Source organism: Solibacillus sp. R5-41 (assembly GCF_002736105.1).
Taxonomy (GTDB): domain Bacteria; phylum Bacillota; class Bacilli; order Bacillales_A; family Planococcaceae; genus Solibacillus.
On record NZ_CP024123.1, the window covers coordinates 3,550,497 to 3,574,647 of the forward strand.

The window sequence follows — 24,151 nt, forward strand, 5'->3', positions numbered from 1 at the left end:
AGCGGTCAAATACACATAACACCGTCCATAAAAACCTGGACGGTGTTGATATTATTCCTCTGAACTACTTCCTCGATATTTAATACATACATAAGAAGGAATTTACTCCTGCACCGTTTGCAAAAAAATTACTCAATAACAGTCGTTGGTGTCGCCTCTTTCACAATTATTAAGCCATCATAAGATTCATTTGGTATCATTTTAATCGTATAAAACATCTTTGCGAACTTATACCAAGAGCGAAAATCATCCCCTATATTCCCCATTTTCTGTTCCGTTGATAGCATTGCTGCTAACTCTTTAGATGCACTAGCTTTTTCAAAATCTACGTAAAAAACATTTTCATCTACATCACTAAAAGCATCTACTAAATCGTTATGGTGCTCTAGTGTATAGTCTTTACGTTCACCTGAGCTAGCGTTTAATGCTTGGAATGTATTATCGATAAAATCCGTTCCAATCGCAAAATATTCCTCGCCGTAGATTTCATCTAAATAATCGCCCATTGCTTTATAACCCGCTAATGACGCAGATGTTTTTTCAATATGCCCATTATGTGCAGAAATCAGTACTTTATCGTGCCCGCGCGCCGCTTCAAAATCAACGATCCATTTCAAATTATCTGCTAAATATTGATCCCGTAGCTGGGCATAATCGCTATCATTTAAAAATAGCTGAGTACGTTGCTTCATAATTTGTGCGTATTGTGAAGCCATAGCAAAGGTTTCTTCCGATGAGCGTGTGATATATGCTGTGCTATTTGATTGTAAATCTGAAATAATCTTATCCATTGTTGCATCCAGCTCTTTCAGTTGGCTGTTTGTTAATTCGCGCATTGTCTCATTGGATACATGCTCCAGCTGCGTTGCATATTCTTTTACCACATCACTGTTTACTTCTTTATAATAATCTAGCAACCCTTTTTTACTGTAGTCATAGCGTTGCATATCGTTGCCGTAAAAATAAACCTTCTCATTTTCATCTACTGTCCTGTTATAATCATGCAGCCATTGCACAAGCGCTATCATCTGCTCTGTTCGGTAAATATTATAATCAAGGGCATTTACAGCCTCTTCTGCTGTACCATTGCCCGTTAAAATAAACCGATTAATTTGCTGTGCACCACCAAAATCGCCCTCTAAAACAAAGACACGAACATTCTCATTCACAACTAATGCTTTAAATAGATCTTTTTTCAATTCCTGAAATTCAATATTACCGTGTGTTGCTTCTCCAAAACCGATGACTTTAACGTCATTTGGAATATCAATGTTTTCTATTTTCGATGTATATTGAGCTACATCTTCTACTGCTTCCCCACTTCCACACCCTGCTAGGAAAACAGAAAGGGCAATAGATGTAGTAATAAACCAACTCTTTTTCAACAAAGTCATTTAACATCCTCCTCACAAAAATCAATTACGTCTCGGCGTAATTGCGTCCAGATTTTTTTCGAGCCTGCTCGAAAAGCTCCCCTTAAAAATCTGTGACATCCGCCGGGGGCTTTGGGCAAACAGGAAGTTGGTCACTCAGGCGTTGCCGCAGGACGCGGCGTTCTTAGCCAGAGTTCCACTATTCAGCCTGGGTTTAACCCCCAACTAAATAAAAATTGCATATTTGGCATTCATCTCCCATTTATATAAATAGGGACTTCTGCTGAAACAAGTTAAACAGCTTTTCTCTGGAAGTACAAATAGCCTCCAATGAAAAACAACATAAAGCTACCACCTACAACTGTAACTAATTGCTCCCATGGAACAAAAAATACTTCCTCTGTGCTTCCACCTATATTCATCATAAAAAAAGGTTGCACCCACGGATAATAAGGACCAAATTGTTCAGAATTCGCAACTATTATAGCTGGCAATGTAAAAATTACGTTCACTGCAAACGGAGCAGCAAAGCTTTTAAACATTACTGACATCCACAATTGCAATGCAACTAAGGGAAAAGTCGCTACCCATCCTCCAAAAATACTTTTCCAAACAATTTCCATTGGGAAAGGATCTGTATAACCCTTTATCATACCTACCGCATATATCGAACATAAATATAATAATTGCATCGCCATGATTAGCAGCATGATTAATATATACTTCGCTACAAATACTCTTCCCCTTGTAACAGGCAATGCTAAAAGTTGTTTCCAGCCACCCGCTTGATGCTCATATCTACAAATGAGGCTTGCAAAGATACCTGATATAAGTGGAAGAAACAATAATGCATATGTTAAATTCATTGAAAGTAATGCAATATACCATTTATTCACATCGAAATCATCCTCGAAACCGACCGATAATCCTATTATTAGACCGATCATCGGACCCGTAAGAATAAGTGGTATCATTTTAGACTTCCTTAATTTGTACCATTCAGAGTGAAGTATTGCGCGCATTATTTCACATCCCTTCTCGTGAAATCGATCATTCCAACGATATATAATAGAATACCTACACCTATACCTAGTGCAACATTGATGATTGGTTCATTCCATTCATTCATTAATGTTGGCCACTTCCAAATCATCCAATCTGGCAATTTATATGCTGAAAATGCAAATATCACACCAAAGACCCCAGTAGTAATTGGTATGGCTTGATTTTGACTAACAGTCGCAATCCAAAGCTGCAATGCCAATACTGGTAATGACGCTAAAAATGGATAATAACTAGACTTGACTAGCTCCATATAAGGAATGTTCTCACCCAAATCTAAAAACAATCCGTAAGCAAAAGTAAAAAACAACAATAGCGAAGAAGAAACAAATAATAATATGGTTAGCACTGTAAATTTTGATAAATAAACTGTCATTTTTGATACAGGTAAAGCAATTAATTGCTTCCATGCATTTGTTTCATTTTCAATACTCGCCATGAAAGACGTTAATATGGCAATCCCTAATATAAGTGCAAGCGGGGTAAAAGAATGTACATTCCCTAAATAATAGCCCCAATCATCCTCACTTTGCTGTAACAAATAGTCTTTTCTTATGCCGTAATTGACCGTTTGTAGCGCCACTACACCAAGAGGTCCTAAAGCTGTTAAAAACCATAATCCCTTTCGTTTAATTTTTAAGAAGTCAGATGACAAAAGATTGCCTATCATATCGCTTGCACTCCCGCCGTCATTTGAAGGAATATATCCTCCAATGATTGTTTTTCTTCTTCTACGCGATAAACCGAAAAGCCCTCTTGCACAAGAATTTGAACGATTTGCGCTACTTTTTCATCGGAGCATTCATCCAATACAATTTGCCCTTCTTTACATTCAGCTTTTATACCATTCGCCACTAACGAACGCCATGCTTGCTCACTCTTATTCACCTTGAATATAACTTTTGGCTGTGCATGCATACGCATTGCTTCAATTGAATCTTGAAAAATCATTTTCCCTTTCGAAACAATGCCAACTGTTGTCGCCATTTGATCAATTTCAGACAACAAATGACTCGAAATAACAACCGTCATCCCATATTCAGAAGGAAGTCGTTTAATTAAATTTCGAATTTCAATAATTCCAGATGGATCAAGTCCATTTGTTGGTTCATCTAAAATTAATAATTCTGGATTGTGTAAAAGAGAAGCGGCAATACCTAGACGCTGCTTCATACCAAGCGAAAATCCTTTGACTTTTTTATTGGCTGCCTCTGTTAAACGAACAATTTCTAACACTTCATCAATGCGCGCTTTAGGCACTCCTAAAATTTTTCGAAGAGCTTCTAAGTTTTCATACGCAGTTAAATGCGGATAATAGGATGGGTTTTCAACTAACGAACCAATTTTTGATAATATTTCGACTCTTTCCTTTGTTACATCCTTTTGAAAAATTTTAATCTTGCCAGATGTCGGTTTCATCAATCCTAAAAGCATACGAATAGTCGTTGTTTTCCCTGCGCCATTTGGGCCTAAAAATCCGTAAATTTCCCCTTTACGAATTTTTAAATCTAATTTTGATACAGCCTGCTCATTACCAAACTGTTTTGATAAATTTTCTGTTTGTACGATATATTCCATTTCCCTCACCTCTTTATTTAGCATAAAGTACCAAGTTTAAAAGTAAGTATGTACGAAGTTTAAATTTTGTTTAAATTGCTTCAGCAGAAGCAATTTAAAGCCCCTGCGTAATTGATAAAAAGAAGCCGCCCGAAAAATCATTCGGACAGCTTCTTACGTCGTATAATTTTAATAATTGTGCCGGATTCACTTGAAATGATATCCCAATCTAGCTCCATACCCTTCACCATAATATCCACTATAGATAAACCAATACCTGCGCCTTTTGCATTGGATTCATTATTCATTCCTTTTCCACAATCCGAAATGACGAATGCATCATAGTGCTTTGTAGATTCTGTTTTAACACCAATATATCGCCCACTACTTGCATGACGTAATACATTTTGAAAGAAATTATCAAATATACGACCTAACCAAAGCGAATCAACTAGCCAGTTATTGTCCTCAAATGAATATAACTCTACGTCTATTTCAAAACCTTCTTTTTCAAAAACAGGATACCACGTAGTCATGTGCTCTCGTGCAAATCGAATAACATTAGTTTCCTTTGGTTCATATTTATATTTACTAGCCATTAATAGCGTATACGACATTAAATTTTCCATTAATCCGTCAATATTTACAATCGATGTTTCCAAAGCTTTCACAGCGTATTTGCCTTCATCTGATAATTCCTCTTTACTAATGGAGTAGGTTTGTGCCCGTACTTTAGTTAAAGGGGTCCGTAAATCATGTGATAGATTAGCAATTAATTCTCTCCGCAATTGTTCTTCCTTTTGTTCACGATTTTTACTTTCCCTAAGCTCACACACCATGCGATTAAAGCTTTGTTCAAGTTGCCCAATCTCATCCTTCTTTTTCACATCCATCCCAATAGGTAACCCATCTACATCACGAATTTCCATCGCATCCTGTAGCTTTAATAAACGTTTTCGAATCCCTCTAAAAAATAAAAAGGATACACTGATAAAAAATATGATGATACAAATAACACCTAAAATTACAAAGGTCCCATATTCCTGATAAACATTTATAAGCGGTGGATTCAATACCGATCTAGGAATTTCAAAAACAATAAAACCATTCGTTTCATCATCTCCTAGAAATGCAATAACGGTAAAAGGATCCCCGTCATATCGCTCTTTTATAAACTTAGTCGTAAATGCAGGTGTCCATTGTGCTGGAAGCTGCTCTTTCACATTGACTTCTGTTAGTAATGTCCCCTTCTCACTTACCCAAAACATGGCCGCTTCGGGGTATTTTTGCTGCCATTCTTCAAATAGTTGTTCGATTACTTCAATTTTAATAGCTTTTATTTTATTTGCTTCAGTATGCCATTGTTCCTCAATCATATTTTCATTGTAGTCTTCGCCATATTGAATATTATTATTACTTTCCTCTTTTTGAGCAATCCCCATTACAAATAAAGCAGGAATAAAGTACGCTATTTGAACAATAGACATTGCCAGTAAAATAATTAGCATATACTTCGCTAATAATGATCGGAAAATTTTCATAGTTTTACCCTATAGCCAATGCCGCGAATTGTTTCAATAATCAGTGGCTTAGCTGGATTTAATTCTATTTTTTCTCTTAAATATCTTATATGGACCATTAGTGTTTTATCCCCTTCTATATATGCCTCTTCCCAAACCCCTTCATATAGCTGTTCTTTTGTTAATATTTGATTTAAATGGCGGATAAAATATTGAAATAAATAAAACTGCTTGTTTGTTAATTGAATTTCTTCATTTGCAATACTATCCATTATTCGCATCTCTTTTGTATGTATTTTTAAGTGCTGAAGGTCTAATACATCGTCATTCTTTTGATATCTCCTTAGTAAAACTTCTACACGCGCTACTAGTTCATCCGGATGGAATGGTTTTGTTAAGTAATCATCCGCGAAGTTTAGCCCCTCAATTTTGTCCTCCACTGCTGTGCGTGCGGAAAGCATTAAAATAGGTAATTCATTATTTTCCCTCTTGATTCTTTTCCCGATAGAAAAGCCATCTAATCCAGGTAGCATAACATCCAAAATGACAACATCAGCAGATCCTATATAATTCTCAACCCCCTCGCCAGACTCTAGCCATGTAACGTCAAATCCTCTTTCTGTTAATTCCTTCGTCACCCATTGCCCAATTTCTTTTTCATCTTCTATGTACAAAATACGAAACAACTGCTATCATCTCCCACTTTCAATTCAATTGAAATATCTATTTTGAATTATTATACATTTAAGTAAAAAAGCACTCAATCTATAATCCCTTATTTAATATTTATATAGGCAGGCATATTTTTAAATAATCAAAAAATCTACGTTTTAACCCCAATAATTTGATCTGAAACGTAGCTTATCTATTTTGTTAAATAACTTTGGCTGGTTACACAAACAATACTTTTTTTGGTCTCGCTCCCCATTATTTTGGAAACCCACGCCCACTATTCGTATAGATTGCATTTAAAACATGTACCGTATATGATGGGCTTATTCTGTAGAAAAGGATTCGATTTCAATGAAAGAAATTTTACTTATATTATTACTTCAACTGATATATGTACCTTTATTTACACTTCGTACGATTTTCCTAGTAAAGAATATTACTGTGCTCGCATCGTTGATTGGCATTGTGGAGATGCTGATTTATGTGTTTGGTCTGTCACTTGTGTTTAGTGGAGATCAAGGGTTCCTTGCGATGGTCGTTTATGCGGTCGGATTTGGTATCGGCATTATTATCGGAACGCGCATTGAGCAAAAGCTCGCGATTGGCTATATTTACGTAACGATTAATACACAAAATCGCAATGAAGAATTGATCAAAATGATTCGTGAGGAAGGGTTTGCGCTTACGACATACGTAGGCGAAGGACGCGACAGTCAGCGTTATAAATACGAAATTTTAACAAAGCGTAATCGCGAGAAGGAATTGTTTATGCTCGTGCAACATTATGAGCCGACTGCGTTTATTATTTCCTACGAGCCGAAGTCGTTCAAAGGTGGATTTTTGGTCAAACGAATGAAACAACATAAAAAACATAAATAGCTAGTCCTTCCGAAACTTAGTGCCAGTGGTTGCACTAGGTTTTTTGTTGTGAAATTGAGGTTCTAGGTGCTAACACAGTATTCATGGATGTTTCAATTCTTTCATAAATGAATCCATTTCATAAATCATTTTTTTAAGAGCTTAACCTCAAAAGCCACTTTGATAAATCAATACTACGATAATGAGCTTATTGTAATTGGCCCTTGAGTTGATATGAGTTTTTTAGATGAGCATTATACATTAAAGCTATTCTTGATTGCTCTAAGCTTATTTTTATTTTGCCTATAGATAGTGATATTATATAACAAGAGGTGAACTAAATTGGAGAACTCAACAGTAAAACCTATTATTGAAATGTTACAAGAAATAAAGCTTTGATACGTGGATAAAGTCTACAAAATTATTAACCTATAATGAAAGCAACTCAACTGTGATGATTACTGCGCCTAATTCATTTGCTATATAAAAGGAGATACATATGATGGAAAATTTAAAAGATTGGAATACTGGTGCTGATGGTCAAAAGTTTGTTGCCTCCTTTAGCGGTGGTAAAGATAGTACACTCGCTTTATACGAAGCAATGAAAACCGGGCAAGCAGTAGGTTTAATTGCCGTACTTGAGGAAGATGGCACACGTTCTCGGTCACATGGTATGACCGTCGACTTCATAAAAGCACAGGCTCAGTCTATTGGCTTGCCCATTCATTTAGCAGCAGCAAGCTGGGCAAACTATGAAGCAATATTTATAGAGATGCTAAATAAAATGAAGACTCTAGGAGCAGATGCACTTGTTACAGGCGATCTTGATATGCCTGAGCACGGCTGCTGGCATGAAAAAGTTACAAACATCGCAAACTTAAAACTCGGAATGCCTTTATGGCAAGATGATCATTCAGAAGTTGTTGAACGCTTCATTAATTTAGGTTTTAAAACGATAATGACTACCGTTAACTTAACACTAGGTATGCGAGAAGATGATTTAGGGAAAGTACTAACACATGAGTATGTGCAGGAGCTAAAAACTCGAGGCATTGATCCTTGTGGTGAAGGTGGCGAGTTCCATACAACAGTTATTGATGGGCCCATTCTTAAACAGCCTATTTCTTTTCAAACGTGCAAAATTATTCGAAAAGACAACTTTGCGTTTTTACCGCTCAAATTAATTTGAACATTTATTTGAGTAAAAGCTCTTTGCAAGCTACAAAATTGCGGGCACATTGAATTACACAAAAAAGCTGTTGGCGTTATCCAATTCTATAAAATGTATCACCTTTGAATTAGTATCGACTATGGGAAAAATTTTAGTTACAAACGGTGGAGTGAAAAATGAAAAAAATTACAATTGATATTATTATGATTATGATTGGGGCATTCCTCTTTGCCCTTGCTATCAACTTATTCGTTATTCCAAACGATTTAGGTGAAGGCGGTGTAACAGGTGTAACGATTATTCTTTACTATGTAATGGAATGGTCTCCTGGTCTTGTCAGCTTTGCAATCAATGCAGTCCTATTAATTATCGGCTATCGATTCCTCAATAGGCAAACTACAATTTATACAATTATCGCCGTAACCTTCAATTCGATTTTCTTATATTTAACAGAATCTTGGTCAATTCAATCAGATGAAATTATGATTAATGCTATTTTTGGTGGGGTTTTTGTTGGTGTTGGGATTGGATTAATTATCCGCGTCGGTGGTACAACTGCCGGCACGACCATTTTGGCGAGAATAGCGAATAAATTCCTTGGCTGGAATATTAGCTATGCACTACTTTTTTTCGATTTAATCGTCGCATTTTCATCCTATTTCATTATCGGCGCAGAAGCACTCATGCTTACGATTATGATGCTTTACATTGGAACAAAGGTTATGGAATTCGTGATTGAAGGTGTTAACCCTCAAAAAGCGGTGACAATCATTTCAAAAAATCCGAATGCCATCGCGGATCAAGTAAGCTATAAAATGAATCGTGGTGTAACTGTACTATCTGGGCACGGCTATTATACGAAAGAACAAAAGGAAATTTTATATATCGTTATTAGCAGACAGGAAGTCATTAAGCTAAAAAATATCGTAAAAGCGGTAGATAAGGATGCCTTTATTGCAATCCATGATGTACGAGATGTGTTTGGAGAAGGTTTTATCGAACTATCAAAGTCTTAATAAGAAAAGACTGTAGTATCATGCCTTGGTGCAAATACAATTGTGCGGTGAAATAGCTTCCCTGTTATTCGTTTTATTGTAGACGAGCCTTTGTGAAATACAAACAATACAAGCCGCGCAACCTAATTGATTGCGCGGCTTGTATTATGGGTGCTTATTCATCTAGTTCAGTAAATAGCTCTCGAGCTCATCCTCCGTTTCATAGATAATCTCATGACACAGTAAGCTACACCATCCTCGAATTCGATGTAATTGTAGCAGACTATGCATTGCTCTTGTTTCAACAAATTTCCACCTTCTTTTAGAGGTTAAAAATTCTTCGCATAAGTGAACAGCTAAAAACTATGAAATATTAAAGCCTTTCGCATTTGAAATTGAGGGCATTCCTAGCAGCTCATTTTAACCTTCCACGTAATTCGCTTCTAATAAACGCGCAATTTCCTTCATTTTCTCTAAAATAACTTGATGTGAAACCGCTACATAAATTTCACCTTCGAAAAAACGGAACGGTATTTTTACATTATCTAATTGCCACATGAAAAAGTGACCTTTAATCTTCATATGTACACCATCTTGGCTCGCACCAAATGAATCACTATACTCGAAATCCGATTTTGTCGCGAAGAACCTTTGGCATTCCTCTAAGCTCAACGTTGGATTTCCTTCTTTATCAAGACGTGTAATTTTATATCGTGTATTCATCAAAAAAACTCCTTCAAATACCTTACTTTCGTTTTATTATAATTGGTTGCATTTGTTTAGGCAAAATTTCCTGCACGGGTGTTAATACAATATTACCTAACCCAATTTTAACTTTGTTTCATATAAAAACGATTAAGAAACCCTGAAATGTGATGTTTTTTTAAAAACGAAAAAAGTGCCAAAACCCTTATACATCAGGGATTTTGACACTTTATGAAACGTATTTGTTTAATCTGTATGGAGACGGCGGGAGTCGAACCAACCGTATTGGGTTATTGTTATATCAATAGTTGCGGGGGTAAAATATTTTATTGACTATGTTTTTGACTACGTTAGTTATTTTTTTGTAGGGATAAGAGAATATACCTGTTCCTGCTCCTGGATCTAAAATTCTTATACAGCGCTCCTGAAAATCGATTAACTTCGCCATATACTCAGCAACTTTAGGCGGAGTAAAAGGTTGGGCTTTTTTCTTTTTAGAATCTGTTTTAACTTTTGGTATTTGATTTTGAGTATTCTCATGTATATTCAGTTAACATATTTCAAAACTCAATTGTATTGCAAAACTTATAAAAGCTTATCCAATATTCACTTCAAAAAACAATTAACTTTCACCATATCTATAGTGAAAATTAATAATAAAAGATAAACTCATTTTATCCAACGCAATGCTGGTTCATTAACAAAACTACCTAACAATTTCATCAAGTCACCTGAACAGTACACCTTTAATGCAGTAAAGCAAGTGTTTTCCCGCTCCAGGAACACCTGTTTGAAATTCACAAACCAAGTAATTATAATAACAAGCTTACTTGTGAAGTTTTATACTCTAAATCTAGCATAGAAGTGAAGCTTTCAAGTTGTAACAAAATCTTACTGTAATTTTAAGCAGTAGAAAATCCACCCGACAATTTACCGAGTGGATAAATTAGCTGTCTGTTTACATAAATAGAAACAACAATTATATCTTTTCTTGAAGAATTGATTTTAATAATTCAATTGCTGATTCATCAGTTGGAGCATTTGTACTTAATTTACCTTTGAAAGCTTTTGCCAAAACACTCTGCCTCAATAAATCTAAATCTACTGATCGCATTATATCTAATACTTTTTCTTCCTTGCTCATAAAATTTCGATAAATTTTTATTGCTTGTTCTTGTTCTTCTAAAGTCTTAATAGGCACTCTTAATTCCTTGATTTTTATTAGCGACAGCTTGCCTAATGTAGCAGAGGCAATACTTTGTTTAATTTCACTTTGCGCCTCGTTTGAACTTAACCAGATAGCAATATATTTTGGTAAGAAACCTTGGATATTCGTTATTTTAGCTGCATTTTCAGTTAAGTTAGCACCTTCAAAATCAGAAGGTATGATTCCTACATCACCTATACATGCTCCAACAATAGTGATATAAACATCATTAGTGCTTACCTTATAGTTTTTAATTTTTTCATGCGTTTCAGGTAATAAATATTGAATTTTATCTGGAATAACTGTCCCAAACTTAAGATCTCCAGCTTTAATATAAGGGAAGCCTGTATCATAATCCACTAAAGTCTCACCTTTAGGAAGCCTTTTTCCACCTTTTACATTACTTATTCCACCAATGATTTTATATTGATTATTATTTGGGTCTTTAAATATTTTTTCTAAAATCGCCGCACGTCGAAGTTCAAATGTCTCTTTTGCCTCTTCAATTAATTGTTTAGCTTCATCAATTTTAGCAAATAAAATCCCGATTTTATTAACTACCTGTTGCTGAATTGATTTTGGTGCTATTGGAACTTCTATATTTAAAATATCTTCACGTGAGATACCAGGAATAACACCTTTAGAAGCTTCTTTTAGTTTATTTATATATGTTAATAAATAATAATATATATATTTCCTTTCACATTTATTATTTACTCTTATTCCCATTACTTGTCGACTTAAATGACACTTTTCATTTTTTTGTATTAAGATCTTACCTATAGTACCTTTTACAGATAACAATATATCCCCTTCATTACCTATAACTGTTGGTTCTTCTATCCAACGTTCTATTACTAATTCTCCATCAACAAAATTACTCGCCCCCATAATATATGGGGTTCCTTTCCCTTCTGAGTTACACACTCCCGAACTAATATCGCGTCCTGAAATCAAAGTTATTACACTTCCTAATTTCACCCAACACCAATTCTCAGGAAGCTCATAAAGCTGCTCATCTTCCGATCCTAATGCTTCTTCTAAAAACTCATCTAATGTCTTTTTCTTCTTACTCACGATCTTGCACCTCAATCGCTTTCAGTTCAGCTACAACTTCAACTAATAAATTCATCGCTTGTTGTAGCTTTTCAATTGCGTCTTCTGCCGATTCAATTGGGTCTGGTAAGTTGTCATAAGCAGATAATGATTCATCGGCGATTAAACCAACGTCTAAGTTATCTCCTTTAGCTGCAATCTCTTCACGTGTATATAGATTCCATCGTTCATCTTGCACTTTTGTACGGTCATCTGCATTATATGCCTTAATAAATCCATCAAAATGTTTTTCTGTTAATGGAGTGCGAACACCAAATTTCGGCATATTTGTACGCATATCGTAAATCCATACTTCTTTTGTATTTCCATCATCTGATGTACAACGATCAAAGAATAAAACATTCGTTTTAACGCCTTTTGCATAGAAAATTCCAACAGGTAAGCGTAAGATAGTATGCAAATTACATTTATCCATTAAATCTTGGCGGATTTTTACTCCAACTTCATTATCAAACAATACATTATCTGGTAATACAACAGCAGCCCTACCTGTTCCATCAATAACTAATGAATTATAAATAGTTTGTAAAAAATTTAATTGTTTATTCGATGTTTCAAAAGTTAAATCATCTCGTGTAGCACGTTCACCCCCTGTTTTTGTGCCAAATGGAGGATTTGTTAAAACTACATTGAAATTTTTCATCCACTTTCCATTTGCTGAAAGTGAATCACCTTGCTCAATGCGACCTTCCATATCATGAAGCAATGCGTTCATTAAAGCTAAACGGTGTGTGTCTTTTACAAGTTCCATACCTGTAAATGCTTCTTTCTTTTGGAACTCCGCTTCTTCTGGTGCTAGGTCAAAGTAATCGTCTGTTTGCTCTTTTAAGTAGCGGTCTGCTGCAATCATGAAGCCAAATGTTCCTGAGGCTGGGTCATTGCATCGTTCACCAATTTTCGGGTCAATTAGCTTTACCATTACATCAATTAAGACACGTGGTGTGAAGTATTGCCCTGCGCCAGACTTTTTCTCACTCGCGTTTTTCTCAAGTAAGCCCTCGTATAAGTCACCTAAGCCTTCTTCTTTTGCGTTATACCAATCAAGTGCATCAATTGATTTAATTAGCTTTTCAAGATTTTTAGGCTCATCAATACTTGTTGCAGCACCGTTGTAAATTTGGCGTAGGCGCTCATTTTCAACTCCACTACTACCAAGCTTTAATAATAGTCCTTGATAGAACTCTTTAAGTTCAATTCCTTCTTTTACAAGTAAATCATCCCAGCGATAGCCTTCTGGAATGACTACTTCCATCTCTTGCTCTTTCATCATTTTTAAAAATAGGATATATGTTAATTCCGTTACATACTGTTGATATGTAATCCCATCATCACGTAATACATTCGCTAAGCCCCAAAGTTTTGAGACGATTTCTGTGTTGTTCATGATATTCCTCCATACTTCTAATTAGTCCATACATATTATAACCGTTATCCGTAATTGTCTCTATTAAAATAGAGGTTCTATCTCTAGAACCCCTATCTATTGCACAATATTAACTTACGTATAAGTTATCGTTAATTATTTGAACTACTTGGTCTAACTCTTCACCAAGCTCTTTTTTCAATCTAGTATATCCACCTTGGCTTTTGAATGGTTCTTCCGAAAACGCATCTTCTGGCTTTGGTGCAAGAACTGGCATTTCAATTAATTGCTTTTCAATCCGCTCCAACCACTTACGCTGGCGTGGTGCCCAATCATGCATTGAATAGACTTTACTCATAGCATTTTTCACACGCATTTCTGTTGATACCAGCGCTTCCCCTAATGCTGCTTGGCGAATAAAGCTAATAATATCTGCTGCAATTTCTTCATTTTTTGCCTGCTTCCATGCCGTTTGTAAATGATCTTCCTTGAAGTGTTTTGTTGCAAGAATCACCTCAATTTCACGTAAATCCTTACGTGTTAAATATTTCGGCCTTGTACAGACAATTTGTAGAGCAGGAATTTCGTTCATATTGTCACGTATAAACTGAACAAAGCCATCTAAATAATCAGCTGGACGTTCATTTCCTTCCCCGTAACCCCGCTTAACATCTGTCACTTTATCTTCATGTTTAGCTATCACTTGAAGTTCTTTTTGTGTCTTGTACGTCTCAAAATAATCAAAGAGCACAATATGTTCTTTTGCTTTTTCTGGCGTATATCCTTTTAACTCTTTTGTCCAATCGTCTACTGTCATACCTTGAGTAAGCTGTTCAAATTGTTTCTTTGCAGCATCACTGAGTGTTTGTTTTTTACGTTGGATTTTCGCAACTAACTGTTCTAAGAAATGCTGTGCTTCATCTTGAGTTTCTGCTTGTTCAAATGAATCACGTAGTTGTCCAATTGTTTGATTTTGTTGTTTTACGACTGGTTTCATTTCTGTATACTGTTGCAATTGATTATAAATACCGACTGCATCAAAAATACGGAAATGGGTTTTACCTATATCTGGACATAATCGAGTCGCTCGTCCTAACATTTGATCGTATAAAATACGTGATTTAATACGACGTAAAAATACAATGTTCGTAATAGTCGGTACATCGATGCCTGTAGTTAAGAGATCCACTGTAACAACAATATTTGGATAACGCTCATTTTTAAAACGTTTAATCATTTCATTTGGATGATAAATAGAGCCTGTAATTTTTACGATTGCATCATCTGAAACATCATCACCATTTTCAGCAAATGCTTCTTTTAATAAGCGTACAATTGAATCAGCGTGCTGGTCTGTTGCTGCGAAAATTAATGTTTTTTCATCACCTTCTGGATCTAGATGATCTTCAACTAAATTTTTTAATATTGCGCGGTTAAACCCTTCAGTAATAACACGTTTATTAAAATGCTCAACTTCAAATTTCAGTTCATCTTCTAGGTGTTCTAAAATTATTTCACCTTCATCTGAATCATAAACTTCCACATCTTCGCCTTTTTCAAATTTGATACCATGCTCTTTCAATTCAGTTTCAAATAAATATGGCGGTTCATGGTCGACTAAATAGCCATCTAATACAGCTTCTGTATAAGAGTACTTATAGATCGGAGAACCAAAAATTTCAGTAGTATGAAGCGCAGGAGTAGCAGTTAACCCTAAAACAGCTGCATCAAAGTAATCGATTACACGACGATATTGACTTACATATTCATTTTGATCGCGGAATAATAACTCGTCTTCTGTCATCTCACGGTCACTCGTATATCCTCTATGTGCTTCATCTACTATAATAAAGTCATATTGACCTACTGAAGGTAATTGGTCATTATCACTATAAAATAAGCGTCTTACCATCCCTTGAACGGTCGCAATTTGAACTTTTGTTTCAACATCTGGTGTCATATCTGTAAGCGACTTTACATCGTAAATAGAAGTAAATGATAAATCATTTTCCATCTTCGAATCTTTTAACACATCGGCTGTTTGTTGCCCTAAGGAGTTACGGTCTACAAGGAATAAAATACGACGACATTTTTTTGCTTTGATTAGGCGGTACATTAAAGCAATTGCGGTACGTGTTTTACCTGTACCTGTTGCCATTGCTAATAACATTTTTCTAACACCATCCATCAGTGCTGCTTCAGCTGCTAATACGGCTTTTTGTTGAAAGTCACGTAATCCGAACTTCGTAATATCTTCATTTTTAAGACGCTCATTGGCTTCTTTATTATCCACATCTAATAATAACTTTAAATCGTCTGGTGAATGCCAGCCTTCTAATGGATGTGCGTGCTTTGTAGGGTTGCGAGAGTCCCAGAACCAAATACCTGACTGATCAGCTAATTGCTTTAAATATGGCCTCCCATTTGATGCATATAAAAATGGCACTTTATATTCACCATTTGGAGGTAATAGTTCTGTCCCTTCAACTGGTTGGATTTCACGTGCATACACCTTTGTTTGGCTTTCAAGCGCTGCTGGTATGTCACGATGTTTCGCCTTTGCTTCAACAATACCGACTAATTGTAATCCGATAAATAAAGCATAATCCGCATATTTCGAACCGACTTTCCATTCAGCAATGGCTATATTTTTATTCTTTTCAGGCATCGTTTTATGCTTCTTATGATTATATTTTTCTGTATCAACAATCCAACCAGCCGCACGCAATTTATCATCGATTAATACACGTGTTTGAGCTTCTGATAAACGATGCTTTTGAATATGGAGCTTTGATTTTTCTTTACGTCTTACACGCACATCTTTTGTAATTGCATCATCTGTGATTGTATCAAGCTGCTTTAGGAGTTCTTTTTCCTTCTTAGCAATTTCTTCTTCTAAAGCTTGCACCTTTAATTGAAGCTCCTTAGAACTTTCTTCTCTCTCTGGCTCTCTATATGTAGGTGCGACAAACTCCCAATCAATATATACTTCCATAAACCAAATTGCTATTTGATACGCTAATGCTAATAATTGTTTCGCTTCTTCTGTCGTACCATAAGATGCTTCATGGGAAGCGGAATTCCCTTTTCTTCGTAACGTATGGAATATATCTAACATTTCTGGCTCTGCTAAGCCTTCTTTTTTCATGGTATTTAAACGGTCTACTTGCTTTGTATCATACGATTCACGAATGTTATCAGATGCTAAAACAGCTTTTGCAATTGATTCACCTAATAAGCGTAATTTAATAATTGAAGTATGCGGATCATTATATAGATTACGCTCGGCACTTTCACCAAGCTTCGCTAATACTTCCCAATCACCTTTGAAAAAAGAAAAGTTACTCATTATCATCCACCGCTTTTCTAAGTATTTGATTTAATTGTATAATAATGGTAATTATTGTACTACAAGAACAATCATTCTAATAAAGCATATATGGTTAATTTTACTTAGTGATGTGTGTTTGCATCTAGACTAACACTTACAACTACTTAAAGTTTTTCATATATAAGAATCAACTCAAAATAGATGTGAAACACATTTGCAGAGTTGACACGCCTGTTTCTTTGACATGAGCTCAACCCCAGCTTAGAAAAGCTAGTTGAAGAGTTGGCCTTAGCACTGATAATTTATCAAGAATGTATTACTTCGATAATCAACAGGCGTGATTTATTATTAATCGATTTATAACTTTTAATATCAAACTTAGTTCTCACTTTTTGTCTCATCTACAACCTGCAGCCACTATATAACCCTCATGAAGTAATTGTTCAACCTCCGATTTAAGATTACTTTTAGTCATTTTTAGTTCATTATTAGCACTGAGCCGTATTACACGAGGAAACCCATCGTTTGTTTCAAGATGAGTAATGATACTTGAACTTTCTCCTTTGCCTACAACTGAGTGTGGGATGGGACCAAATAATACGGCTCTGTATTTCGGATTATATTGCAACTTATTAAAAGGATAAGTCTTAGCTTCATCATATCCTATACAGAGCTCAATTTGTTCTTTTGGTATTCCTAACTCTTTAAATGTACCGATAATAACTTGAGGTTTAATCTCACTCTTACCGACAATCAGAATCTTTCCATCTAGATAAGATTCAAAATCATTCGCATCTCTTTCTTTCGGGAAAAGATCTCCCATTCCAATCAATTCAAGATATTCCTGCAATCTATTTTCTCTTCCTGCTGTCCGCAGTTCAGAATGTAAACGATAAGATGCTTCTGCTATAATATCGAGTAATTGATCATTCGATATTTTCATCTCCCTCACGCTCCCCTACTTGATTTAACAAATTTGCTTTTTTGTCTTTAATTTTTTCAAGTTGTTTTTGAAGGATTACGATATCATCGCAGAGATCAAGATATTGAGATGCAATTTCCAACTGCTCTTTCTGCGGAAGTCTCGGAATTTTCAATTGGTTAAGATCTCGAATACTGATACTTTTCATAGCTGAACCTTTCGAAAGTTTCGAAAGTTGAGCCTGTCCCGGTTCGCTCTCTAAATAGGCTTTAACAAATACAGGATTAACCTTACTTTCGTCTAATTCAATAAAGTAAAGATTTCCATTTGCTAGAATTTTTTCATTTAATCCAACTTTGGCTAGACCAACCTTAAATGGAAAACCTATTTTCGATAAAATCAAATTATTATTCTGAATACAATGTTTCTCATAGCGCTTATCGATAAACTTTAAACTTGGTAAATCTTCCTCTATCAACCCTTCGTTAATATTCTGAAGCATTAAATAATGGAATCCTGTAGATTCAGAAGTTGCAAGTTCGTCTAATTCAGAGGATTTAATTTGTGCACCTCTAGAAATTCGAATACAAAGATCCTCAAAAGGAATACCATCAATCGTCTCATTCAAAGTTAGAATAAATCTCTGTGGATTTAGTAAATATTCCTCTTTTGCAATTTCTTCAATTGAAACAGATCTACTAAATTCTGAATCACTATTATAATATTTCATGATATGAGCAATATCATTTTCTTCTAGGGTATTCTGGCGTCTGCCTTTTGTATAAATTGAAGATGCATCTACCATTTTCACTGTCTGACTTTTACTTTTCCCAAGAACCAACAAAGTTACAGGTATTCCAGTTCCTGTGAGAAGACGTTCTGGAAGTAAAATTACACCTTCGATATTTCCAGATTCAATAAAATATTTGCGAATCATTTCATCCGAACTATTCCATGTACCCGAATTCGACATAATTACAACCGCTCTCCCAGAATCGTCAAGATTATCTAATACTGCAAAGTTATAGATCCAATCTGAGGAAATATTTCTCTTCATATTCCCAAAATAATTTCTTAAAGTAGGATTAACATCAATTTTTTGTTTCAACTGTGCCAATTTCATCCCAATTGGATAATTAGAAAAGATTTTGTTCGCTTCAAATTTTTCGCATGATTTTGCCAGCATATCTCCCTGAACTACTTTAATATCATTTTCAGCAACCAAACCTCTGATATTGGCAACAACTATTGATTGTGTATGAATTTCAATACCAAAATAATAAGCAGAATTTTCATTCATATTTGCAGTGATCAAAAAGTTGTTTAAACCTGAACCCATATCTAACACTTTATCACCTGGTTTAATATCGAGAATATTAAGTGCTAACTTGATTATTCCACTTGGTGTTGCATAATTACTCACCGCTGAATAAAGGTTCGGTTCCGCAAACAATATATATGAAATAAGGACTTCTTCTTCATATTTATCTGTCAAATCAAAAATCAGATTTCCAAATTCAAAAGCTACATTGTTCAAATAGTGTTCAGTTGTTTCGTCTTTAACCTTCTCAGAAATCACTAATGCTAAAGTTGTCTTTTCCTTTTCTTCTGTTTGCTTCCAAAGTAAAGTTAAAAATGCAACAGACACTCCCTTTACTAAGTACTCGTCTGGTACACAAAAAGCTCTCAGTGAATTTGTAAGCGTCCATTCAAAATTAGTGTAATCTTTTTTTTGCAATTCAATATATTTCTTTTTATCCAATATAATCCCTCCGTTTGGTTTTTTTAATCTTTCTATGGTTATTATAAACCATACAGTAGAACGATGTCAATGTGGTTATTAAAAACCATAAAAAATTATTTGCAACTAAATTAAAATTCGATTTCCCAAAATCCCTTTTCCCTTTTCAAACTTTTTGCTTACAACGATATGCGTAAAGATAAGGCACGCGCTCTTACTTGGAAAAGAGTTAACTTTAAAACAAATGAGATATGTATAAACAAAGGAATTTCTCACGAGAAAGACAACAAGCTTTATGTCAATGACACCAAAACAGATGATTTCCCGTATCATTAACGATGCAGGATGTCGATTCTTTCAGAGTGGTAGAAGGGACAAAGGAAAAGAATTTTGTAGAAAGGATTAATACAGCTCAACTGTAACAGGTTGTTTTAGCAATGAAGATAATAACTTCTTACAGCATGCAAAAAGAAAATGGCTTAAGGACACGTATGATCTACCTAAAATTAAGACACGTGCTTTCTGTCATTTACATTACTTTCTTATATCTAGAAGCTGATGAAATACTAAAGAAGTACAGAATCGCTTAGGACATTCGGATATTCGAACTACAAAGAACATTTATGCACAGGTTTCAAGAAAACAAAAGAAGGAGCCATCAATAAATTCGATAGGTTCATTGTATTTTTTTCATTGAGGGTATTGCAAATCAATAGGATTTGATGAATGATCACAAAATAAAAAATCCTTGTGGATGAGAAAATTAAAGTTAAAAAATAAAAAACAGCCATAAACGGCTGTTTTTTACTGCAATTCTTTTAAGCTTCTACCAAATTTATTCTTCCACTCCGTCAACCCATTCGCACTTCGTCCCATAACAATATCAGCTGCTGCAGAAGGACTCGTAAACAAAAGATCCTCCATCACAATAAATTCACCATTAATAACTGTTACTCTTTCTGACTGTATTAGTTCATTTCTTTTAGCAATTGAACGTTCTGAATAGGAATTAACATAATCCGTTGCAATTTTAGAACCATTTAAGACAACAAAACCCTCCTGAGTTTGAATTCCATTTGCTTTCGCACCACGAGCAGCTTCAATAAAGAAAATATCATTTTCGTGAATTTCAGCATTGTCTTTAATTTCCTCAAATAACTTATGTCCAAGCGTATTTACCATCATCATAAGGTTACTAATATATTCATCCATTTCCGCACGATCTGGTTCTGATATAGAAGGCATTGGAGGGATATTTCCATTCATCACGAAATAACGATTTGTTGCTTTCGCTCTTTCATATAATTTATTTTCGATGTATTTAATGTGGGCTTTATTTAGGTTTTCGTCTTTACTAATAAAAACGATAACTTCGTTCCAAAAGTCTTTTTCTCGTAAGTGATATTGTAATCTCTCATATACTTCTTCTGCTTCACCAATGTATACGGCCTCTTTATCATCCTCATTGCGACCAAATAACATGTATACACCTGTCGAATTTAAATTAGGTCGATCCGCGCATTTCTTCACCTCAGTACGAGGGATTCGATAAGCTAAACCTGTCCAATTCGAAAGCTCACAAGTTAAACGCCCACTCGGATCTCCATCTATTAGAAACATTTTTATTGTCTTTCCAAAAGTCATTACTTCTCACCTATCCGTACTAATTATTTAACTTATTATGAATTTTCACCCAATGTCTCTTAGTTTGCTTCCTGATATATGATTTACAAGGTAACTCTTTCATCATTTTATGCGCTTTTTTCGCATATGCATTAAAGTTACCATAACCAAGATATTTATGACCAAGATGCGTATATAAATCATATAACTCTCTTTTCGGGCCAGGTCGGTTAGTAGCATAAGCTATTCGTTTACTCGTTTTAGTTTTCTTATATGCACGGGAATAATACTTGAATAAACTTTTTTCTCTAATCTTAATAATATTTTTATCTATAACGAAGCCTAAATAATCTAATGGACTAATTTCCATCTTTTCATTATAAATTGTCTTATCTCTATATAAGCGCATCTCCGTCTTCTTTTCTTGAATAATTAGACCATCGTCTTTATAGCGGTCAATTTGAATCAAAAATTCATTTTTCCACTCTTCAAGTAGTTCTACAGTAGCATTAGCTGTAGGTATTACAATTATAAGATCATCGCAATATCTTCTATATAATGCTTCTGGATGCTTCTGCTTAGACCATTCAAGTACTTCTTTATCGAAGTCGATTAAATGCACATTAGAACAAACTGCACTCATACCAGAACCTTGGGGTATTCCATAAAAATTCTGATTCACTTTAATTTTCCCTTCTTTAAATTGCCTAAATTCAGTTGGGTTCATAATTTTAGGCAATTTAGACCGAATCTTTCTCAATTTCTTTCTTCCATACTTATCAAGCAAAAACTCTTCTATATCCGCCTTTTCTACATATGAATAACGAGTGATATTTTTAAAAATTTTGTACCAATCTTTTGGTAACTCTTCTACGTTTAATACACGTTTAATTTTTTGCTTAAGTGATTTGTGATTAATATTATCAAAAAAGCTTTTAAAATCTAATGCTATAACTATTGATTGATCTTGCTTCAAAAGAAAATCAAACACCTCATATGCAAAATCAATGTTATTTTTACCGCGCTTATTATTTCGATAGGCGACAGCTATCTCATTAATATCTTTATTAGAAGCATAGTGGTTATATGCATTGTTAAGTAAGTCTCCGTAATATTTGTAAATGAGACTATCTTTATGAGCAGCGTAATATATTTCACGTGGCTTCTTGTCTGGCTTCTTATATTTTTCTCCCTTTTCATTTTTTAAAGTTATATATTTTTTAAATACAATTTCGAAATGAATGGACGGCAAAAAAGCATATGAAGCTACCCAAGATGGGTCTTGGATTTTCGCTTGCATATGCTCATCATTTTTTATATCTACACGTTTATCAAAGTGTAGATATTCCTTTTTCTTGTATTTTGACCAATTAATTTCAGAAGAGCTAGAAAGGCCATGTAATCGTCGCGGCCCATTACTTCTATTCAAATAGATCAGCCTCCTAGCATAATTTTGGCGGGTTCACCCTTATACGGGGAAGAGCCTTTGACCGCTTGCACTCTAGAAGAGTACTCTTAAACATTTGGTATCATTACCGTAAGGAGGTAATTCTAACCGTGATTAGTTTATTCAATGTGGAAGGCCAAGCTTTAATAGCAATGATCCTCGACATCTGGTGGTTGAGCGAGTTTATGAACGTTCAGAAACTTGCTCAACATAGAAACTAATTGCTCTCACAACCAATTTTGGAGACAAGTTAATTGTAACTAAATTTTCAAGTAAATACAAATATAAGGAATTTAAATGGGTATATTATTACATTCATTTCAGATTTAATCTATAGTTTAAATGGAAAAACTATTAATTTAATTTTTGATAATGCTCCTTCATATAACCTAATTGCTTTTCATTCAACTTTACTCGCAACCCATCATGAATATTCAAAAACATTCGAGCTGTTTCATCTAATGTTTGTGATATCACAATCTTTCCTTGTAAATCAAACGAAATTAAATGTTTATCAAACAATGCATCATGATTTGGACAAAGTAATAATCCATTATTCACGTCAAGACGCTCCTCATTTGTAGAAGTGCTCCATGGTTTAATATGACTAGCTATCAAAACTCGTGGATCGGTTACACCACATAATGCACATTTACATTCACGATCGAAAAGTAATTTTTTAAACTTCCCCTGACCTATGCGCCCTTTGATTAGGCGTTCTTTTTCAGTTTGAAGTATTGGTAGGTTTTCAATTTGCTGAATTTCATTAAATTCTTCTTCTAGTTCTTGCTTATCATTCTTAGGAGATGGTAATTTTGTAAACTTTGCTTTACTATCCTTTAAGCGCAGAGGGAAAATCCATACAAGACGCTGCCTTCCATCTTGATCCTTTTGCTGCCCCTGATAAGGCTCGCCAGCAAGCTCTACCTGTCCTCGATATGTATATTCTCTCGGCTTCATTACCTCAAAAAAATGAACCTCGACTCCATTAATGTCTGATTCAGCTAATGTTAAATTTTGACCGCTCATTTTCTGATCACCACTCTGGCCCATACCTGTATAATGATAAATATCATCTACTACCTTGTCATCATAAAGCTTCGTCTTATCCGAAATAAGCGTCAACGTATTAGTACGATTCGATTTACGCATTCCCCCCTGCGGCGCACATAAAAACACCCCACAAAGTTGCTTATTATTTACAACTTCATTGATTACTAACGGACGTTTCATACTCATAGAATTATCTCCCAAAATATTATTTATTCTTATTATTATATTCATTGTACTATGAAGGTAAACATAGGACCATGGTGTCAGATGAAAAGTCTCCCTAACTGCGCAGGACAAAATAACCCAATATAAACCATTAATAACATTCAATGTTAAAAAATATTTATTTCAAGTATAATAATCAACTAGGAATAGATCTCAGATTTAAAGATTGATCAAGAGAAATCACTTCATCCAGCTAGTGATGACATCAAG

The 24,151-nt window shown here is 34.8% G+C and carries 18 protein-coding genes and 1 pseudogene; 4 read left to right on the forward strand and 15 right to left on the reverse strand.

What is annotated here, in order from left to right:
- Window positions 1-128: 128 nt before the first annotated feature.
- From CSE16_RS17580 to CSE16_RS17605, 6 genes are all read right to left on the reverse strand, one after another.
- Window positions 129-1,394 (reverse strand): erythromycin esterase family protein, encoded by a 1,266-nt coding sequence (locus tag CSE16_RS17580; protein WP_172954399.1) that lies wholly within the window; start codon window positions 1,392-1,394, stop codon window positions 129-131.
- A gap of 272 nt (window positions 1,395-1,666) precedes the next feature.
- Window positions 1,667-2,395: an ABC transporter permease gene (locus CSE16_RS17585; protein WP_099425088.1), complete on the reverse strand. Its 729-nt coding sequence runs from the start codon at window positions 2,393-2,395 to the stop codon at window positions 1,667-1,669.
- On the reverse strand, window positions 2,395-3,105 hold the full coding sequence (locus CSE16_RS17590; RefSeq protein ID WP_099425089.1) for an ABC transporter permease: 711 nt from the start codon (window positions 3,103-3,105) through the stop codon (window positions 2,395-2,397). Before CSE16_RS17590 ends, CSE16_RS17585 begins: the two co-directional genes overlap by 1 nt.
- Window positions 3,102-4,013: an ABC transporter ATP-binding protein gene (locus tag CSE16_RS17595; protein WP_099425090.1), complete on the reverse strand. Its 912-nt coding sequence runs from the start codon at window positions 4,011-4,013 to the stop codon at window positions 3,102-3,104. Before CSE16_RS17595 ends, CSE16_RS17590 begins: the two co-directional genes overlap by 4 nt.
- A gap of 137 nt (window positions 4,014-4,150) precedes the next feature.
- Complete coding sequence (locus CSE16_RS17600) at window positions 4,151-5,533, reverse strand: sensor histidine kinase (RefSeq protein ID WP_099425091.1); 1,383 nt, start codon at window positions 5,531-5,533, stop codon at window positions 4,151-4,153.
- Window positions 5,530-6,198 carry a response regulator transcription factor gene (locus tag CSE16_RS17605; protein WP_099425092.1) on the reverse strand — a complete coding sequence of 223 codons (669 nt, stop codon included), beginning with the start codon at window positions 6,196-6,198 and terminating at the stop codon, window positions 5,530-5,532. The genes CSE16_RS17600 and CSE16_RS17605 overlap by 4 nt, the downstream gene beginning before the upstream one ends.
- A 337-nt stretch (window positions 6,199-6,535) precedes the next feature.
- Here CSE16_RS17605 and CSE16_RS17610 point away from each other — a divergent pair, with 337 nt between their 5' ends.
- The 4 genes and pseudogenes from CSE16_RS17610 (at window position 6,536) to CSE16_RS17620 (ending at window position 9,229) form a co-directional block, all read left to right on the forward strand.
- Complete coding sequence (locus CSE16_RS17610; RefSeq protein ID WP_099425093.1) at window positions 6,536-7,063, forward strand: DUF2179 domain-containing protein; 528 nt, start codon at window positions 6,536-6,538, stop codon at window positions 7,061-7,063.
- A gap of 382 nt (window positions 7,064-7,445) precedes the next feature.
- Window positions 7,446-7,529, forward strand: a pseudogene (locus CSE16_RS22125) (hypothetical protein); the annotation flags it as partial.
- 15 nt (window positions 7,530-7,544) lie between these two features.
- On the forward strand, window positions 7,545-8,231 hold the full coding sequence (locus CSE16_RS17615) for a Dph6-related ATP pyrophosphatase (RefSeq protein WP_099425094.1): 687 nt from the start codon (window positions 7,545-7,547) through the stop codon (window positions 8,229-8,231).
- Window positions 8,232-8,389: 158 nt separating this feature from the next.
- A complete protein-coding gene (locus CSE16_RS17620; RefSeq protein WP_099425095.1) occupies window positions 8,390-9,229 on the forward strand; it encodes a YitT family protein in 840 nt (279 codons plus the stop codon).
- Window positions 9,230-9,628: 399 nt separating this feature from the next.
- Here the strand turns inward: CSE16_RS17620 and CSE16_RS17625 are convergent, their stop codons facing one another.
- The 9 genes from CSE16_RS17625 to CSE16_RS21975 all read right to left on the reverse strand — a co-directional run bounded on the left by CSE16_RS17625 (window position 9,629) and on the right by CSE16_RS21975 (window position 23,902).
- A complete protein-coding gene (locus CSE16_RS17625) occupies window positions 9,629-9,931 on the reverse strand; it encodes an excinuclease (RefSeq protein WP_099425096.1) in 303 nt (100 codons plus the stop codon).
- Between the two features lie 961 nt (window positions 9,932-10,892).
- A complete protein-coding gene (locus tag CSE16_RS17630) occupies window positions 10,893-12,197 on the reverse strand; it encodes a restriction endonuclease subunit S (RefSeq protein WP_172954400.1) in 1,305 nt (434 codons plus the stop codon).
- Window positions 12,190-13,620, reverse strand: a complete 1,431-nt coding sequence (locus CSE16_RS17635) for a class I SAM-dependent DNA methyltransferase (protein ID WP_099425098.1) — start codon at window positions 13,618-13,620, stop codon at window positions 12,190-12,192. Before CSE16_RS17635 ends, CSE16_RS17630 begins: the two co-directional genes overlap by 8 nt.
- A gap of 109 nt (window positions 13,621-13,729) precedes the next feature.
- Window positions 13,730-16,954: a type I restriction-modification system endonuclease gene (gene hsdR / locus CSE16_RS17640; protein WP_099425099.1), complete on the reverse strand. Its 3,225-nt coding sequence runs from the start codon at window positions 16,952-16,954 to the stop codon at window positions 13,730-13,732.
- Window positions 16,955-17,327: 373 nt separating this feature from the next.
- Window positions 17,328-17,873, reverse strand: coding sequence for a hypothetical protein (locus CSE16_RS17645; RefSeq protein ID WP_099425100.1), 546 nt, complete (start codon window positions 17,871-17,873; stop codon window positions 17,328-17,330).
- Window positions 17,857-19,614, reverse strand: a complete 1,758-nt coding sequence (locus CSE16_RS17650; RefSeq protein WP_157764852.1) for an N-6 DNA methylase — start codon at window positions 19,612-19,614, stop codon at window positions 17,857-17,859. The genes CSE16_RS17645 and CSE16_RS17650 overlap by 17 nt, the downstream gene beginning before the upstream one ends.
- Window positions 19,615-20,397: 783 nt before the next feature.
- On the reverse strand, window positions 20,398-21,237 hold the full coding sequence (locus CSE16_RS17655; protein WP_099425102.1) for a GIY-YIG nuclease family protein: 840 nt from the start codon (window positions 21,235-21,237) through the stop codon (window positions 20,398-20,400).
- A gap of 19 nt (window positions 21,238-21,256) precedes the next feature.
- On the reverse strand, window positions 21,257-22,645 hold the full coding sequence (locus CSE16_RS17660; RefSeq protein WP_099425103.1) for a reverse transcriptase domain-containing protein: 1,389 nt from the start codon (window positions 22,643-22,645) through the stop codon (window positions 21,257-21,259).
- A 372-nt stretch (window positions 22,646-23,017) separates the two neighbouring features.
- Complete coding sequence (locus tag CSE16_RS21975) at window positions 23,018-23,902, reverse strand: HNH endonuclease (RefSeq protein ID WP_253896115.1); 885 nt, start codon at window positions 23,900-23,902, stop codon at window positions 23,018-23,020.
- Window positions 23,903-24,151: the final 249 nt, after the last annotated feature.